This window comes from Bradyrhizobium sp. UFLA05-108, from assembly GCF_059803455.1.
This window is the reverse complement of record NZ_JBANAZ010000005.1, coordinates 105,832-122,205: the sequence shown is the minus strand read 5'-3', so window position 1 is coordinate 122,205 and position 16,374 is coordinate 105,832. Positions and strand designations below refer to the sequence as shown.

Annotated in this window: 12 protein-coding genes; 11 read left to right on the top strand and 1 reads right to left on the bottom strand. The window is 64.3% G+C overall.

What is annotated here, in order from left to right; translation table 11 throughout:
- Window positions 1–30 precede the first annotated feature (30 nt).
- From SO140_RS05590 to SO140_RS05540, 11 genes are all read left to right on the top strand, one after another.
- A complete protein-coding gene (locus SO140_RS05590) occupies window positions 31–735 on the top strand; it encodes a phosphatidylserine decarboxylase (protein ID WP_449378903.1) in 705 nt (234 codons plus the stop codon).
- Window positions 736–973: 238 nt separating this feature from the next.
- On the top strand, window positions 974–1,855 hold the full coding sequence (locus SO140_RS05585; RefSeq protein WP_449378865.1) for a CDP-alcohol phosphatidyltransferase family protein: 882 nt from the start codon (window positions 974–976) through the stop codon (window positions 1,853–1,855).
- Window positions 1,856–2,107: 252 nt separating this feature from the next.
- Window positions 2,108–2,827: an RraA family protein gene (locus SO140_RS05580; RefSeq protein WP_449378864.1), complete on the top strand. Its 720-nt coding sequence runs from the start codon at window positions 2,108–2,110 to the stop codon at window positions 2,825–2,827.
- A 42-nt stretch (window positions 2,828–2,869) separates the two neighbouring features.
- The gene (locus SO140_RS05575) at window positions 2,870–3,163 is read left to right on the top strand and encodes a DUF1330 domain-containing protein (RefSeq protein WP_449378863.1); all 294 of its coding nucleotides are present in this window, start codon (window positions 2,870–2,872) and stop codon (window positions 3,161–3,163) included.
- Window positions 3,164–3,445: 282 nt separating this feature from the next.
- Complete coding sequence (locus tag SO140_RS05570; protein ID WP_449378862.1) at window positions 3,446–4,219, top strand: motility protein A; 774 nt, start codon at window positions 3,446–3,448, stop codon at window positions 4,217–4,219.
- Between the two features lie 22 nt (window positions 4,220–4,241).
- Entirely contained in the window at window positions 4,242–5,072 is an 831-nt protein-coding gene (locus SO140_RS05565) for a flagellar motor protein MotB (protein ID WP_449378861.1), read from the top strand.
- A 169-nt stretch (window positions 5,073–5,241) separates the two neighbouring features.
- Window positions 5,242–7,140: a potassium transporter Kup gene (locus SO140_RS05560; RefSeq protein WP_449378860.1), complete on the top strand. Its 1,899-nt coding sequence runs from the start codon at window positions 5,242–5,244 to the stop codon at window positions 7,138–7,140.
- 143 nt (window positions 7,141–7,283) lie between these two features.
- Window positions 7,284–9,212, top strand: coding sequence for a potassium transporter Kup (locus SO140_RS05555; protein WP_449378859.1), 1,929 nt, complete (start codon window positions 7,284–7,286; stop codon window positions 9,210–9,212).
- A gap of 340 nt (window positions 9,213–9,552) precedes the next feature.
- Complete coding sequence (locus tag SO140_RS05550) at window positions 9,553–9,879, top strand: rhodanese-like domain-containing protein (protein ID WP_449378858.1); 327 nt, start codon at window positions 9,553–9,555, stop codon at window positions 9,877–9,879.
- Window positions 9,880–9,887: 8 nt separating this feature from the next.
- On the top strand, window positions 9,888–11,069 hold the full coding sequence (locus SO140_RS05545; RefSeq protein ID WP_449378857.1) for an aminotransferase: 1,182 nt from the start codon (window positions 9,888–9,890) through the stop codon (window positions 11,067–11,069).
- A 7-nt stretch (window positions 11,070–11,076) separates the two neighbouring features.
- Complete coding sequence (locus tag SO140_RS05540; RefSeq protein ID WP_449378856.1) at window positions 11,077–12,189, top strand: polyamine ABC transporter substrate-binding protein; 1,113 nt, start codon at window positions 11,077–11,079, stop codon at window positions 12,187–12,189.
- A gap of 391 nt (window positions 12,190–12,580) precedes the next feature.
- Here the strand turns inward: SO140_RS05540 and SO140_RS05535 are convergent, their stop codons facing one another.
- Window positions 12,581–16,276, bottom strand: a complete 3,696-nt coding sequence (locus SO140_RS05535; RefSeq protein WP_449378855.1) for an autotransporter outer membrane beta-barrel domain-containing protein — start codon at window positions 16,274–16,276, stop codon at window positions 12,581–12,583.
- Window positions 16,277–16,374: the final 98 nt, after the last annotated feature.

Below are 16,374 nucleotides of genomic sequence, written 5' to 3'. Positions count from 1 at the left end.
TGACCGCGCGCCATCAACCCCAGGCGGCAGATAGCGATGTCCATTCTCGATTCGATCCAACGGCAGATCCCGCCGATCCACAAGGAGGGCTATCCCTTCATCGGCATCTTCGCGCTGGCGAGCCTCTTCCTGTTCTGGCTCTGGTCGCCCCTGGGGTGGATCGGCACGCTGCTCACGGTGTGGTGCGCGCTGTTCTTCCGCGATCCTGTCAGGGTGACGCCGGTGCGCGAGGGGCTCGTGGTCTCGCCGGCCGACGGGCGGGTCTCGATGATCACGATGGCGCTGCCGCCGGCCGAGCTCGGGCTCGGCGATCGGCCGCTGCCGCGGGTCTCGATCTTCATGAGCGTATTCAACTGCCACGTGAATCGCGCCCCGATAGCGGGCCGGATCGACCGCATCGCCTACCGGCCCGGTCTGTTCATCAATGCCGAGCTCGACAAGGCGAGCGAGGACAATGAGCGCAACTCGCTGGTGATCTCCTCGGCGCAGGGGCGGATCGGCGTCGTCCAGATCGCGGGCCTCATCGCCAAGCGCATCGTCTGCTTCGTCAAGGAGGGCCAGTCGATCGGCGCCGGCGAGCGGTTCGGCCTGATCCGCTTCGGCTCGCGGCTCGACGTCTATCTGCCGCTCGGCACAAGGGCGCTGGTCTCCGAAGGTCAGACCGCGATCGCTGGCGAGACGGTTTTGGCCGATATCGTCGCTGACGACACCGGCCGGTCCTACCGCGCCAGTTAAACTTGCTGCGTGGCTAGACCCTCATGGTGAGGAGCGCGAAGCGCGTCTCGAACCATGAAGGCCCGGATTCAACCCGTGGTCATCCTTCGAGACGCCCGCCTTTGGCGGGCTCCTCAGGATGAGGGCGAGAGTGCTCATTGCGTAGCAGGATTAACTATTACATCGGCGAAAGGTCCCGCGAGCGCATTGGCGGGGGGCGGGGCGGCTTGCTATATCCCGGGGAAGCGAGGTCAAAGCCATGACGCCCTACGACTTCAAGAACCCTGACGTGCGCCGCCGGCGCTTCCGCCCGATCCCGGTGCGGATGCTGGTGCCTAACGTCATCACGCTCCTGGCGATCTGCGCCGGATTGACCTCGATCCGGCTCTCGATCGAAGGGCGGATGACCCTTGCCGTCTATGCGATCGTGTTCGCTGCGGCGCTCGACGGCATCGACGGCCGCATTGCGCGGCTGATCAAGGGCCAGTCGAAATTCGGCGCCGAGCTCGACAGCCTCGCCGACTTCGTCAATTTCGGCGTGGCGCCCGGCCTGATGCTGTATTTCTGGCAGCTGCATGAGCTGCGCAATGCGGGCTGGATCGCGGCCATGGTGTTCGCGATTTCCGGTGGCTTGCGGCTCGCGCGCTTCAACGCCACCATGGACGATCCCAACAAGCCGCCGTTTGCGTCGAACTATTTTACGGGCATCCCGGCGCCCGCCGGTGCGATCACGGTGCTGCTGCCGATCTACGCGGCGTTCCTGGATCTCGGGCGCTGGCCCGCGCCAGTGACGGCCGGCTACACGCTGTTGATCGCCTTCCTGATGGTGTCGCGGTTGCCGGTGTTCTCCGGCAAGACGGTGCGCATGCGCGTGCCGCCGGAGTTGGTGCTGCCGGTGTTCGTCGGCGTGGTCTTCTTCATCGCGCTCCTGATCAGCTATCCCTGGTACATCCTGCTGGCCGGCTCGGTGCTTTATCTCCTCGCCCTGCCGTTGGGCTGGAGGTCCTATCAGAGGCAGGCGCGCGCATTCGCCGCTGCGTCACCGGCGCCGGTCGGCGTCACGCCGCCCGGACCTGCGCCGGCTCTGTCGCCGAACCTGCCGGACCCCCCGCACGACGACCGGCCCGGGCGTCTGCACTGAAGCGCGATCTGATCACGCTTTAGGTTGTTGTTTGAGCATATCTCCGCGCAAACGCGTTCCGCGTTTGTCGCGAGGGAACACCGCTTCACACTTTGCGCTAACGCGGCCCTTCGGGTCCGGATCATGCTCTGAGCCGCAGGCACGGATATCTGCCATGAAGGCGCGCCCGTTGGGTTAACGTCCGATCTCGGCTATATCGCCTTGGGTCTGCGGCGCTTGCGAACAGCCGCGGCCAAAAGGGGAGAGAACGCCGTGACGACATCCGCAACCGGGCCGCTGCCTGCATCCGTCCTCGCAGCGCTTGGCCGCTACGACACGCCGACGATCTGCAACGCCATGGAGATCGTGGCGCCCGAGCGGCGGCTCATCGGCTTCACCACCAAGCCGCTGGTCTGCCCATTTCCCGATCTGCCGCCGATGGTCGGCTACGCGCGCACGGTCGCGATCCGCTCGGTGCTGAAATCCTCGCTTCCTGCAGAAGAGCAGGCCAAGCGCCGCATCGAATACTACGAATATGTCGGCACCGGCCACGGGCCGCGCATCTCCGTGATCCAGGACATCGACGGCCCCGACGTCGGCTACGGGGCGTTCTGGGGCGAGGTGCAGAGCAACGTGCACAAGGCGCTCGGCTGCCTCGGTGTCGTCACCGACGGCTCGATCCGCGACATCCCGCAATGGGCACCTAGCTTCCAGGCGCTCGCCGGCTCGATCGGCCCGTCGCATGCTTGGGTGCATGCCGAAAGCTTCGGCGGCGAGGTGAGGGTCGCCGGCATGACCGTGAAGTCGGATGACCTGATCCACGCCGACAGACACGGCGCAATCGTGATCCCGCTCGACGTCGCCGCAAAACTCCCCGAGGCCGCCGAGCTCTGTGGCCGCCGCGAGACCCCGATCCTCGAGATCGCGCGCAGCCCTGACTTCTCGCTGGAGAAGCTGAAGGCCGCGTTGCAGCGGTCGGCGGAGATCCATTAGCAGTGTGGATCGAAATTTGGGGTATCGGGCGAAGAGGCGATCATGAAAGCGTTCGTTATCGCGACCGAGACTCTCAAAGACGAGGCCATGTTCGCCGAATATCGACGGGCCGTTGCAGAAACGCTAAAGGCTTTCGGAGGTAAATTCGTCGTGCGGGGCGGCAATCTCCAACTGGTGGAAGGGGAATGGCCGCACCCGCGTCTGGTGATTATCGAATTCCCGTCGCGAGAGGCTGCTGAGGGCTGGTACAGATCGCCAGCGTATCAGAAGATCATTGGACTTCGACAAGGAAGCGCGGTCACAAACCTCGTCATTGTCGAGGGGCAGGTAGACTAGATCTCCTGTGAACACGCGAAGACGGGACTGCGCTCAGCCTGGAACTGACCAGCCTGTCGGCTCAACCGGCCGATTATGGTTAGCAGAGTGTTGAGATCGCTATCGTGGCGCGGCAATTCGCCCGCGCGATGAGCCCCGCGATGTAGCCGGATCGAGGCAGGCCACACTTAACCTTTACGCGTCTTTAATGGCAGCTCTTTAGGGTTCCTGCCACGCGGTTCGGGGTTGGGCCGCGCCGCCGGCCAGGACGGCCGGTGTGTGGCGTGCGGGTTGGAGTCTCCCATGGATATCATGACGGGCGTTGGGCTCGTGGCCGGCCTCATCGTCATCTCGGTGATGATGATCATGGGTGGCGATCTCCACATGTTCATCTCCGAACATGCGATGATCATCATCTTCGGCGGCTCGGTCTCCGCGACCATGATCCGCTTTCCGCTCAGTGCGCTGATGCATGGCCTGCCGCTCGGCGCCAAGTTCGCCTTCACCATGAGCCGGCTGTCGGCCCACGATCTCGTCGACGAGCTGGCCCGCATCGCCGAGATCGCTCGCAAGCAGGGCCCGGTGGGCCTGGAAAAGGTCGAGACCGACGAGCCGTTCCTCGCCAAGGGCATCCGCTACGTCGCCGACGGCTACGACCTCGACTTCATCCGCGACAATCTCGAGCGCGATCGCGACAACTTCCTCATGCATCTCGACGAGGGCAGCAAGATCTACCGCGCCATCGGCGACTGCGCCCCGGCCTTCGGCATGATCGGCACCCTGATCGGCATGGTGCAGATGTTCGCCAACATGACCGACCCCTCCAAGCTCGGCCCGTTCATGGCGACCGCGCTGCTTGCGACGCTCTACGGCGCGCTGGTGGCGAACCTGTTCTGTCTGCCGATCGCCGACAAGCTGCACGGCAAGCTGCTCGACGAGGAAACCAACCGCACGCTGATCATCGATGGCATCCTGATGATCCGCGACTCCAAGAGCCCGACCCTGGTGCGCGAAATGCTGCTGGCTTACCTGCCGGAGAAGCATCGCCACGCCGAGGGCGAGCCGGTGCCGGCCTGATCAGCCACGCCGGGTTTAGGACATGGCCAAGAAGAAGCGCGGCGATGCACATGGAGGCGGTCACGGCTGGTTCGTGACTTTCGCCGACCTGATGGGCCTGATGATGAGCTTCTTCGTGATGCTCGTCGCGTTCTCCACCCAGGACGCCAACAAGCTCAAGATCGTCGCAGGCTCCATGCGCGACGCCTTCGGCATCCAGAGCGAGGCGCGCTATGCCGGCATCATCGAATCCGACGGCCTGCCCACGCGCCCCAAGCTGAAGAACGTCGACCACATCCAGCCCGAGGACGCGTCCAACACGCCGACCCCGGATCAGCAGGATCGCGACCGCACTTCGGGCGCGAAGATCAAGGTCGATCGTGACTTCGCGCTTGCCGCGGCCTCGCTCCGCCAGGCGCTTCAGGACCTGCCCGAGCTCACCGAGATGTCCAAGCACATCATGTTCGAGGAGACCAAGCAGGGCCTCAATCTCGAGATCGTCGACCAGGACGGCCGCTCGATGTTTGCGGACGGCTCCAAGGTGCCCTATGACCGCACCCGCCGCCTGATCGAGAAGCTGGCGGTGCCGCTCAAGGCGACGCCGCTGCGCGTTTCCATCGTCGGCCACACCGCTGCGGGCTTCGTGCCGAGCCGCAGCGACTACGGCGCCTTCGACCTCTCGGCTGATCGTGCCAATGCGGTGCGCCAGATCCTCGAGCGTGAAGGGCTGCCGCCCTCGCACATCTTCGCCGTCTCCGGCAAGGCAGACACCCAGCCGCTGTTTCCTGACGATCCGTCCCTGGCCGCCAATCGCCGCGTGACCATCACACTGATGCGCGAAGATCCGCCACTGCCCCCGAATCTGAAGCCCTAAATCCCTTGCGCTACGATTTTACCTGAGGCATGTGGTCGCGCGGCGATGAACGTGGCTGCTCCGTCACAGCATCCGCACGGGCGCCTGCTATGCTGGGGCGATTGACAGGCGCGCAGGAAGCGTCAAAAGGCGCCGGATCAATTCCAGGGAAAAAGCGTTTTCCACCCTCATGACGGCGAGCATCACCACGACCGACGGCCAGGAGGCGACGGCCACGTCAGGCTTTTGGGCCCTGACGCTCGGAAGTATCGGCGTTGTCTTCGGCGATATCGGCACCTCACCGCTCTACGCATTTCACGAGGCGGTCAGGGGGGCGGCCCATGGCGAGCCGGTCTCGCGGGTCATCGTGCTCGGCGTGCTCTCGCTGATCCTGTGGGCGCTCCTGATTGTCGTTACCGCCAAATATGTCCTGCTGTTGCTGCGCGCCGACAACAACGGCGAGGGCGGCACGCTTTCGCTGATGGCGCTCGGCCAGCGCGCGCTCGGGCGGCGAAGCTGGTTCCTGCTCGCGCTCGGCGTCGTCGGCGCCTCCATGTTCATCGGCGATTCCATGATCACGCCGGCGATCTCGGTGTTGTCGGCGGTCGATGGTCTGAAGCTCGCGACGCCTGCGTTCGAGCACTACGTCGTGCCGCTCACCGTCTTCATCCTCGTGGTGCTGTTTGCAGTCCAGAGCAAGGGCACCGCGCTGGTCGCTTCCGCCTTCGGGCCGGTGATGGTGGTATGGTTCACCTGCCTCGCGGTGATGGGCATCGTTCACATCGCCGACGATCCGTCGGTGCTGGCGGCGATCAATCCCTATTACGCGCTGCAATTCCTGCTGACGCACGGCACGATCGGGCTTGTGACCCTCGGCGCGGTATTTCTCGCGGTCACCGGTGGCGAGGCGCTCTACGCCGATCTCGGCCATTTCGGCCGCAAGCCGATCCAGTGGGCCTGGCTATTCTTCGTGCTGCCCGCGCTCCTGATCAACTATTTCGGACAGGGCGCACTGGTGCTGTCGGATCCCAGCGCGATCGAACATTCCTTCTATCGCATGGTGCCCGAGCATCTGGTGCTGCCGCTGGTCGGACTTGCGACCGCGGCGACCGTGATCGCGAGCCAGGCCGTGATCACCGGCGCCTATTCGCTGGTCTATCAGGCGGTACAGCTAGGCCTCTTGCCGCGCTTTGCGGTCCGCTACACCTCCGAGTCTCACGCGGGACAGATCTATCTGCCGCGCGTGAACCGGTTGCTGCTGATCGGTGTGATGCTGCTGGTGCTGTTGTTCCGCACCCCGGGCGGGCTCGCCTCGGCCTACGGCATCGCGGTCTCCACCACCATGGTGGCCGACGGCATCATGGGCTTCGTCGTGATCTGGAAGCTCTGGAACTGGCGCGCCGCAACTGCGGCAGCGGTGATCCTCCCCTTCGTCGTGGTCGACATGACCTTCTTTGGCGCCAATCTGCTCAAGCTGCTGGAAGGCGCCTGGGTGCCGCTGTTGTTCGGCGCCTGCATGGCCGCAACGATTTGGACGTGGCGGCGGGGAACGGGAATTCTGCTTCAGAAAACCCGCCGCATCGAGGTACCGCTGGACGACCTGATCCGGAGCCTGGAGAAGCGGCCGCCACACATCGTCAAGGGCACCGCGGTGTTCCTCACCAGCGATCCCGCCTTCGTGCCGACCGCGCTGCTGCACAATCTCAAGCACAACAAGGTGCTGCACGAGCACAACGTGATCCTGACGATCGAGACCGCGCACACCCCGCGGGTCGACCTTTCGGAGCGGTTCCGGATGGAGAAGATCAGCGACAAGTTCTCCAAGGTGCGACTACGCTTTGGCTTCATGGAACAGCCGAACGTGCCCAAGGCGTTGGCGATTGCGCGTAAGCAGGGCTGGCAGTTCGACATCATGTCGACGTCGTTCTTCGTGTCGCGCCGGTCGCTGAAGGCCTCGGCGCAATCGGGGATGCCGCTGTGGCAGGACCACATGTTCATCGCGCTCAGCCGGTCCGCCAACGACGCCACCGATTACTTCCAGATTCCGACTGGACGGGTGGTTGAAGTCGGTACCCAAGTCACTATCTGAGCGAAATTGGCGGACTTATGCGATTTTTGCATGGCAAAGCCCCAAAATCGCGCTAGGCTATGCCGGTAGCGCAGGACTATAAGCCGCGCGCTCTCTTCCGCCATTGTGCAGTGAAGCATTTCTAGAGGCCAACAGTCTCTCCCATGACCAGTGAAGTCGCAGTTCCCGCCCCGGAAACGGTGGCGGCCAATGGGCATGGCGAAGCCCACACCACGGCAGGTTTCGGCGCCCTGACGCTCGGCAGCATCGGCGTCGTCTATGGCGATATCGGCACCAGCCCGCTCTACGCGTTCCGCGAGGCGGTGACGGCGGCATCCGGGGCGGAGGGCGCGCCGACGATCGCGGCCGTGCTGGGGGTGGTCTCGCTGATCCTGTGGGCGCTCGTCGTCGTGGTGACGCTGAAATACGTCGTGATCCTGCTCCGCGCTGACAACAACGGCGAGGGCGGCACGCTCGCGTTGATGGCGCTGGCCCAGCGTGCGGTCGGCACCGGCGGGGCGACCATCGTCCTGCTCGGCATCATCTCCGGCGCGCTGTTCTACGGCGACGCGGTGATCACACCGGCGGTCTCCGTGCTGTCGGCCATCGAAGGCATGAAGGACGTCACGCTGACGTTCGAGCCTTACATCGTTCCGCTGACCGTGGTGATCCTGCTTTGCCTGTTCGCCGTGCAATCGCGCGGCACGGCGCGCGTCGCGGCATTCTTCGGTCCGGTGATGTGCGTTTGGTTTGCGGTCATCGCCGTGGCGGCGATTGGTCCAATCCTCCGGCAGCCGCAGGTGCTGTTCGCGCTGAACCCGCTCTACGCGGTGTCCTTCATGCTCCACCACGGCATCATCGGCTTCGTCACGTTGGGCGCGGTGTTCCTGGCGGTCACCGGCGCCGAGGCGCTCTATGCTGATCTCGGCCATTTCGGCAAGCGGCCGATCCAGACCGCCTGGCTGTTCATCGTGCTGCCGTCGCTGGCGCTGAATTATTTGGGGCAGGGCGCTCTCGTGCTGGATGATCCCGGCGCGATCGTGAGCCCGTTCTTCCAGTTGTTTCCGCAAGGGTGGCTCCGCGGCAGCATGGTCGTGCTTGCCACAATGGCGACCGTGATCGCGAGCCAGGCCGTCATCACCGGCGCCTACTCTCTGACGCGCCAGGCGATCCAGCTCGGGCTGCTGCCGCGATTTGAAATTCGCCATACATCTGAGGCCCATTCCGGGCAGATCTTCATCCCGCGCATCAACCAACTGCTGCTGGTCGCCGTGATCCTGATGGTGCTCTTGTTCCGTTCGTCCAGCGCGCTGGCGTCGGCCTACGGCATCGCCGTCACCGGTACGATGGTGGTCACCGGATTGATGGGCTTTGTCGTGATCTGGAAGGCCTGGAGGTGGTCGCCGCTTGCCGCCGCCGCGCTCATCGCACCGTTCCTGTGCCTCGACTTGACCTTCCTGGCGGCGAACCTGCTCAAGGTGTTCGAGGGAGGCTGGGTGCCGCTGGCGCTCGGCGCTCTCATGATCCTCCTGATGTACACGTGGCGGCGCGGCAGCCGGCTGCTGTTCGAGAAGTCGCGCAAGCTCGAGTTCCCGCTCGCCGACCTCGTGGCGATGCTGGAGAAGCGGCCGCCGCAGCGGGTGCCCGGAACGGCCGTGTTCCTCACGTCCGATCCGCTAAGCGCCCCGACCGCGCTCATGCATAGTCTGAAGCACTACAAAGTGCTGCATGAGAAGAATGTCATTCTTACCATCGAGACCGCGCAGACCCCGCGCATCGATCCGTCCGAGCGCGTCAAGCTGGAGCAGATCAGCCCGACCTTCTCCAAGGTGACGCTGAAGTTCGGCTTCATGGAATCGCCCAACGTGCCGAAGGCGCTGGCGATTGCCCGCAAGCTCGGCTGGCAGTTCGATATCATGTCGACCTCGTTCTTCCTGTCGCGCAGGGCGCTGAAGCCCGCCGCTCATTCCGGCATGCCGCGCTGGCAGGACCGCCTGTTCATCTCGCTGAGCCGCTCGGCGAACGATGCCACCGACTATTTCCAGATCCCGAGCGGTCGGGTGGTCGAGGTCGGAACGCAGGTGACGATCTAGCGCCGAGATGGCGCTCCGTCCGTGTCCACCGCTGTCATCGCCCGGCTTGCCGGGACCGGGCGATCCAGTATTCCAGAGACGGCGAGAGATACGGAGAGGTCGCGGCGTACTGGATTCCCTGCTTTCGCGCCTTTCGAGGGGAATGACACAGAATGAGTGGTGAGAGGTAAAGCAGGATCTTCGGGCACCCTGAAAGCCGCGCTTCAACGCCCTGCGATTTAGCTTTAACTTGCGCAAGGCAGCTCAAGCCTTTGTAGCGCTTGATTTTCGGTGCCCGAGAGGCGAGGTTGCCGCCCGCCGGGATCGCCCCGGCAAGCTGCTCGCGACGTTGGAGGATGATGTGGCACATCAAGTACAGGACCTGACCCCGGACGAGGTCTCCAAGGGTGTTGCGGAAGGCCGTTATCTGCTCGTCGATGTCCGTGAGCCCAACGAGGTTGCCGCGGAGGCCTATCCCTACGGCGTCGTCGTGCCGCTCTCGACCTTCGATCCAAAAGCGATTCCTGATCCGCAGGGCAAGGACGTCGTGTTCGCCTGCCGCTCCGGCAAGCGCTCGGTGACGGCGTCGCTCGCCGCGCAAACGGCGGGCCTTGCCTACGACAGGCATCTTGCGGGCGGCATACTCGGCTGGAAGGCCGCAGGACTCCCGACCAAGGTCGGTGGCTGATCCAGGCGATGACGTCCAAGAGCTCTTCCCTGAACAAGGTCTTCGCCGACCTGCCCGTCACCATCTTCGAGGCGATGTCGCAGGCCGCGCGCGACAATGCCGCCATCAATCTCGGCCAGGGCTTTCCCGACGATCCCGGCCCTGAGGACATCCGCCGCGCCGCGGCCGATGCCTCTGTGAACGGCTACAATCAGTACCCGTCGATGATGGGCATCCCCGAGTTGCGCCAGGCGATCGCGACGCATTACGGCCACTGGCATGGGCTGAAGCTCGATCCGATGAGCGAGGTGATGGTGACCTCCGGCGGCACCGAGGCGCTGACCTCGGCGATCCTCGCGGTGGTGCGGCCTGGCGACGAAGTGATCTGCTTCCAGCCGGTCTATGATTCCTATCTGCCGATCATCCGCCAGGCCGGCGGCATTCCGCGCCTGGTGCGCCTCGAGCCGCCGCATTGGCGGCTGAATGAGGACATGCTGAAAAGCGTGTTCAATCCAAAGACCAAGGCGGTCCTGTTCAACAACCCCTTGAATCCGTCCGCCGTCGTCTTTCCGCGCGAGGACATCGAGCTGCTGGCACGCTACTGCCAGGAGTTCGATGTGATCGCGATCTGCGACGAGGTCTGGGAGCACGTCACCTTCGACGAGCACAAGCACATCCCGCTGATCACCATTCCCGGCATGCGCGAGCGCACCATCAAGGTCGGCTCGGCCGGCAAGATCTTTTCGCTCACCGGCTGGAAGGTCGGCTTCGTCTGCGCCGCACCGCCGCTCTTGCGGGTCGCGGCCAAGGTGCACCAGTTCCTGACCTTCACCACCGCGCCGAACCTGCAGGCCGCGGTCGCCTATGGCCTCGGCAAGCCGGACGAATATTTCGTCTCGATGCGCAAGGATCTGGCGCGGAGCAGGGACCGTCTGACCAAGGGCCTGGAGAGCCTCGGCTTCCCCGTGCTGAAGTCGCAAGGCACGTATTTCCTCACCGTCGACCTGTCGCCGCTCGGCCTCAACGAGAGCGACACCGAGTTCTGCTGGCGGATCGTGAAAGACTACAAGGTCGCGGCGATCCCGGTGTCGGCGTTCTACGAGCAGGACCCGGTGACCTCGGTGGTGCGCTTCTGCTTTGCCAAGAAGGACCAGACGCTCGACACCGCACTCGAGCGGCTGTCGGACGCGGTGCGCGGGCGCAAGAGGTAGACCTGAGATGACGAACGTCGGCCGTTCCGGCTTTGGCCTTGGTTTCGCGATCGCCGCGGCGCTGACGTTGCTTTGCGCTCCCGCAGGGGCCGAGGAGCGCGTCGTCAACTTCTACAACTGGTCCAACTACATGGCGCCGGATGTCTTGGAGGCCTTCACCAAGGACACCGGCATCAAGGTGGTCTACGACACCTTCGATGCCAACGAGACGCTTGAGACGCGCCTGATGGCTGGCAAGTCCGGCTACGATGTCGTGGTGCCCACGGCGTATTTCCTGCAGCGCCAGATCAAGGCGAACATCTTCCAGAAGCTCGACAAGTCGAAGCTGCCGAACCTTGCCAACGCCTGGCCGATGGTGAACCAGCACCTTGCGACCTACGATCCCGGCAACGTCTTTGCCGCGAACTACATGTGGGGCACGACGGGCATCGGCTACAACGTCAAGAAGGTGAGGGAGATCCTCGGGCCCGACGCCAAGATCGATAGCTGGGACATCGTCTTCAAGCCGGAGAACCTTGCGAAACTCAAAGACTGCGGCGTGCACATGCTCGACTCCGCCGACGACATCTTTCCGGCGGCGCTGAACTATCTCGGGCTCGATCCGAACTCCACCAAGCAGGCGGACCTGGAGAAGGCCGCCGACGTCGTGGCGAAGGTCCGCCCCTCCGTGCGCAAGTTTCACTCGTCCGAATATCTAAGCGCGCTCGCCACCGGCGAGATCTGCTTCGTGGTCGGCTGGTCCGGCGACATCATGCAGGCCCGTGCCCGTGCGGCCGAGGCCAAGAGCGGCGTCGAGATCGGCTACACGATCCCTCGGGAGGGCGCGCAGATGTTCTTCGACAATCTCGCGATCCCTGCGGACGCCAAGAACGTCGCGGAAGCCTACGAGCTGATCAACTATCTCTACCGTCCGGATGTCGCCGCCAAGAATTCGGACTTCCTGTCCTACGCCAACGGCAATCTCGCCAGCCAGAAGCTGGTCGACCCGAAGATCCTGAATGACAGGAACATCTATCCGGACGATGCGACGCTCGCAAAGCTGTTCGTCATCACCGCCCGTGATCCCGCCACGCAGCGGATCATCAACCGGCTCTGGACCAAGGTGAAGACGGGGCGGTAGTCATGCCGCGTTCGGCGAGCCAAGCAATCCGAAAACCTCGATCCTCACCCTGAGGAGCTTGCGTAGCAAGCGTCTCGAAGGGCGAGGCCGCCAGCGGGGCCTTCATCCTTCGAGACGCCGCGCAAGCGCGGCTCCTCAGGATGGGGAGCGGGCAGGCTGGCTCCGCCCGGAACCGGAAGGTAGAGGGGCGGCCGTCATGCCTGATATCAAACCGGCAACCGAAACTCTGGAAAACAACCCCATGCAAAGTAGAACCGCTACCTTCGGGTTACCGGCGGTGGCGGTAGCTAAATCGCTATGAAGTCTGGTTTAATTGACCCGCAGGCGCAAAACCTGAAGCACCTCGCGCCCACTCCGGAATGACCATCGAGAGACCAGGCAGCGACGCTGCCTACCACGCATAACGCACCGTTCCCTTGCCGGCGTAGGAGCGCGTCACGTTGGAGAACTCGCCCTCGAAGCTTGCTGCCGCCGACCAGCCGTTCAGCCATTTCATTTCGGCGGAGGCGGTGGTGAGGGCGGAGTCGCTCGCAGCCCGTGCGCCGTTGACGACGAAGCTTGCGCCGGGGAGCGCCTGGAATGTCGCCGCGACGGAGTGATCCGGATTGAAGTCGTGGGCCCAGGCGGCGCGGCCGCGCAAGATGAGGATGCCGTTACCCATGGCGAAGGATTTGTCGGTGCGCAGGCCGAGCTCGCTGCGCGTATCGGTGACGCTCTTGGCGGCATAGGCCAGTGCGAAGGCATTGCTGCCCGAGACGACCGTCTCGGCATAGGCCGGCAGATTGAACGTCGTGAACTGGCCCGCGGCATAGGGCGTGAGGCCGATGCCACCGATCCACGGTGCGACAAAGCGATAGCCGCCTTCGAGACGGCCGCTCCACGCATTGGCGTTGAACTCGGCGCGCAGATGATCGACACTGGCGAGTGTCACGGTGCGATCGGTGGTGACGTCCTGCCAGCCATAGGCGAGGGCAGCCGAGATGTAGCTCGGACCGTTGTTGTGGCGGACGTATGCGCCGGCCTGGAACAGGTCGGAGCGGCCCGTGCCGCCGCCTTTCACGGAGAAGTTGGTGCCGCCGCCGGCGAGCGCGAAGCCGGCCATCGTCTGCGGCGAGAACCAATGTTCGGCGCCGGCGGCGGTGCCGAACAGGCGGCTGGTTGCGCTGTTCGATCCCTGTGCGGTGTTGCCATCCGTCGTCTGTGATCCGGCGAAGCCGGAAGCCCACACGCTCCAGCGCTGCTCGAAGGTCGTCGCGGAGGGCGCCTTGGCAAACATCGCAAAGGCGTCGCGTGCTGCACCTGCCGGCGCGCTGTCGGCGTAGGCCGGCGGAGCGGAGCCGACGGTGTCGCGCGCCGAGCCGGAGGGATCGGTGAGCAGGCCCATGAACTGGCCCATCGCCTGGAACGTGGTTCCTTGCGAACCCGCCGCGGTCTCGCCCGAGGCCTGCGTCAGGCCGGGCGCCGTCAGCCCGCTATAGACCAGCGAGATGCCGCCATTGGCGTTGAACGCGCTGATGATGGCGTTGCCGACCTTCTGCTGGTTGCCGGAAAGGCCGCTGCCCGGCGGCGCAACGAAGGTCAGGATCAGGTTGAGATAGGCGTGGGTGCCGTCATAGCTCAGCTCGGTGTGGAAGTTCGACGGCAGGTTGGTTTGGACGACTGAACCGAACGTGCCGTCGATGCTGCCGGCGGTCAGGATCGTGTACTGCTTGGCGACGTAGCTGCCATTGGCATAGACCGCTTGGAGCGTCGATCCGCCCAGCGTCGCCGTACCCGAGACGTTGGCGTAGCTCGACGTCGTCGGATTGATCTGCACCATGTAGAAGGCGCCGGATTGCAGCGCGAGGCTGCCCGCCACGGTCAGCGACGAGTTGGCGGTGCCGTTGCCGGCCGCGAGCGTGCCGCCGGCGTTGACGGTTGTCGTGCCAACGGTGCCGCCGCCGCCCAGGGTCGCGCCGCTGCCGACGGTAACGCTGCTCGACGCCGCAATCGATCCGTTCACGACGAGGGCGCCCGCATCGACAATTGTCGCGCCGGTGTAGGTGTTGATACCCGAGAGCGTCAGTGTACCGGTGCCGACCTTGACCAACGATGTCCCGGTGAGGCTCCCGTCGCCGGTGAGCACGCCGGTGACGGTGGTCGACAGATTGTTGCTGCCGACCGTCAGTTCAACGCTATTGAGGTCGAAGCGGCCGTTGCCGGCGATGGAGGCGGCTGTGAGTTTGCCGTCGCTGCCCGGGCCGGGGGTGAAGAAGTCGAACACGGCGGTGGACGCGGTGTTGATGAGCTGCGCGTTGTCGGGCGTCGAATCGCCGTCGAACAGCACATTGCCGCTATTGATGATGATCGCGTTGCCGGCCGTGGAGTTGCCGTAGAATGCCAACTGATTGTTGTTGGTGATGGTGGCGTTGCCGGCCGTCGCGTTGGTTTCGAAGGTTAGCTGGGCGTTGTTGGTGATGGCCGCATTGCCGGCCGTGGCATTGGCGCTGAATGCCAGCGTGCCGGCGGAAACCGTGGCGCCGGAAAAAGTTTCCGCGCCGGTCAGGGTCAGCGTGCCGGCGCCGGACTTGGTCAGGGCGCCGCCGCTGAGATCCTGGCTCAGAACGAAATTGTTGGTTGCGTCCGCAGTGTCGAATGTGCCGCCGCCGGCGCCCAGATTGATGCTGCGTGCGGTGGTGCTGAATGTCGTGCCTGATATTTGGAGGGTGCCGCCGTTGAAGGTCAGGCCGCCCGCGAGGTCGCCGAGATTGGCGTCCGAGGCGACGCTGACCGTTCCGCCGGCAAAGGTGGTGCCGCCGGTATAGGTGTTGGCGCCCGTTAGCGTCAGCGTGCCGGTGCCGATCTTCACCAGAGAGGCACCGCCGCCGCCGTAGTTACCGCCGTCCACGATCGCGCCGCTGACGGTGGTCGACAGATTGTTTCCGCCGACCGTCAGCGCGTTGGCGCCGAGGTAGAAGATGCCGTTGCCGGCGATCGAGCCGGCGCTGAGCTTGTGGTCGCCGTTCGGGCCGGAGCTGCCGGAGAAATCGAACACGGCGTTCGGGTCGTTGTTGATCAACTGCGCATTGCCCGCGGTCGCGTTGTCCGTGAAAGAAGTGTTTCCGACGGAACTGAAAGGCCCGTTGCCGTTGTTGGTGATGACGGCATTGCCGGCCGTGCTGGTGCCATCGAAGGATAGATTATAGGCGTTGTTGATGGTCGCGCTGCCCGCCGTGCTGGCGCCACTGAAAAACATCGCGAAATTATTGGTAATGGTTGCGCTTGCTGCGGTACTCGAGGCGCTGAAGGCCAAGACGAAGTTGTTGGTGATGCCGGCGCTTCCCGCCGTGCTGGTTTGATTGAAGCTGATTATGCCGTTGTTGGTGATGCCAGCATTACCGGCAGTGCTCGAACCGTAGAAGGTGAACTGCCCGCCGTTGTTGATCGTCGCGCTGCCAGCGGTGCTGGTGTCGTAGAAAAACGCGCTGTCGGTGCTGGCGAGGGTGATGGTGGCGCTGCCGGCCGTGCTGGTGCCGTGGAAACTCAACGAGCCGGCATAGCCGTTGAGGTTGATGTTGGCGCTGCCAGCCGTGCTCGAATTGTAGAAGCCAACGGCGGTGTAGTCGCCGCCGGTGATGCTGGCGTTTGCGGCCGTGCTCGAGTCGTTGAAGATGAGCTGGCCACGGGTGTTGTTGGTGATGGCGGCGTTGCCGGCCGTGCTCGTGCCGTAGAATATCAAGCCGCCGTTGTTGGTGATGGTGGCGCTGCCGCCGTTGACGGTGATGCCGGCCCCCCCGAAGCTCAACTGACCGCTGACGTCGAAGGTGTAGCTCGAGGCGCCCGCATTGAAGGTCCAGCCGCCGACCGAGGCACTCGAGATCACCAGGCTGGTGGTGTTTGAGGTGCCGAAGGAGGCCGTGCCCCCCGGCACGACGCCGCCGTCCCAGTTCGAGCCGGTGCCATAATCGTTGCTGCCGGGAGAGGCGAGCCAGGTCGCATCCTGTGCAAGGGCGGGCGCGGCCGGCAGCATCCAGGCCAGGGCCAGCGCCGACGACGTCAGCAGTACGGCCCGCAGCCGGCGGGTCGCTTTGAAACAATCTTTCCTCAACTCGTCCCCCATCACGCGTCAGCGAGTCCGTCTCCGACAAGACTCTTCTCATTGGCTGGGAGTGCTGTCCTGATAAGCGGCCGGCAAGTTTCTGAAAG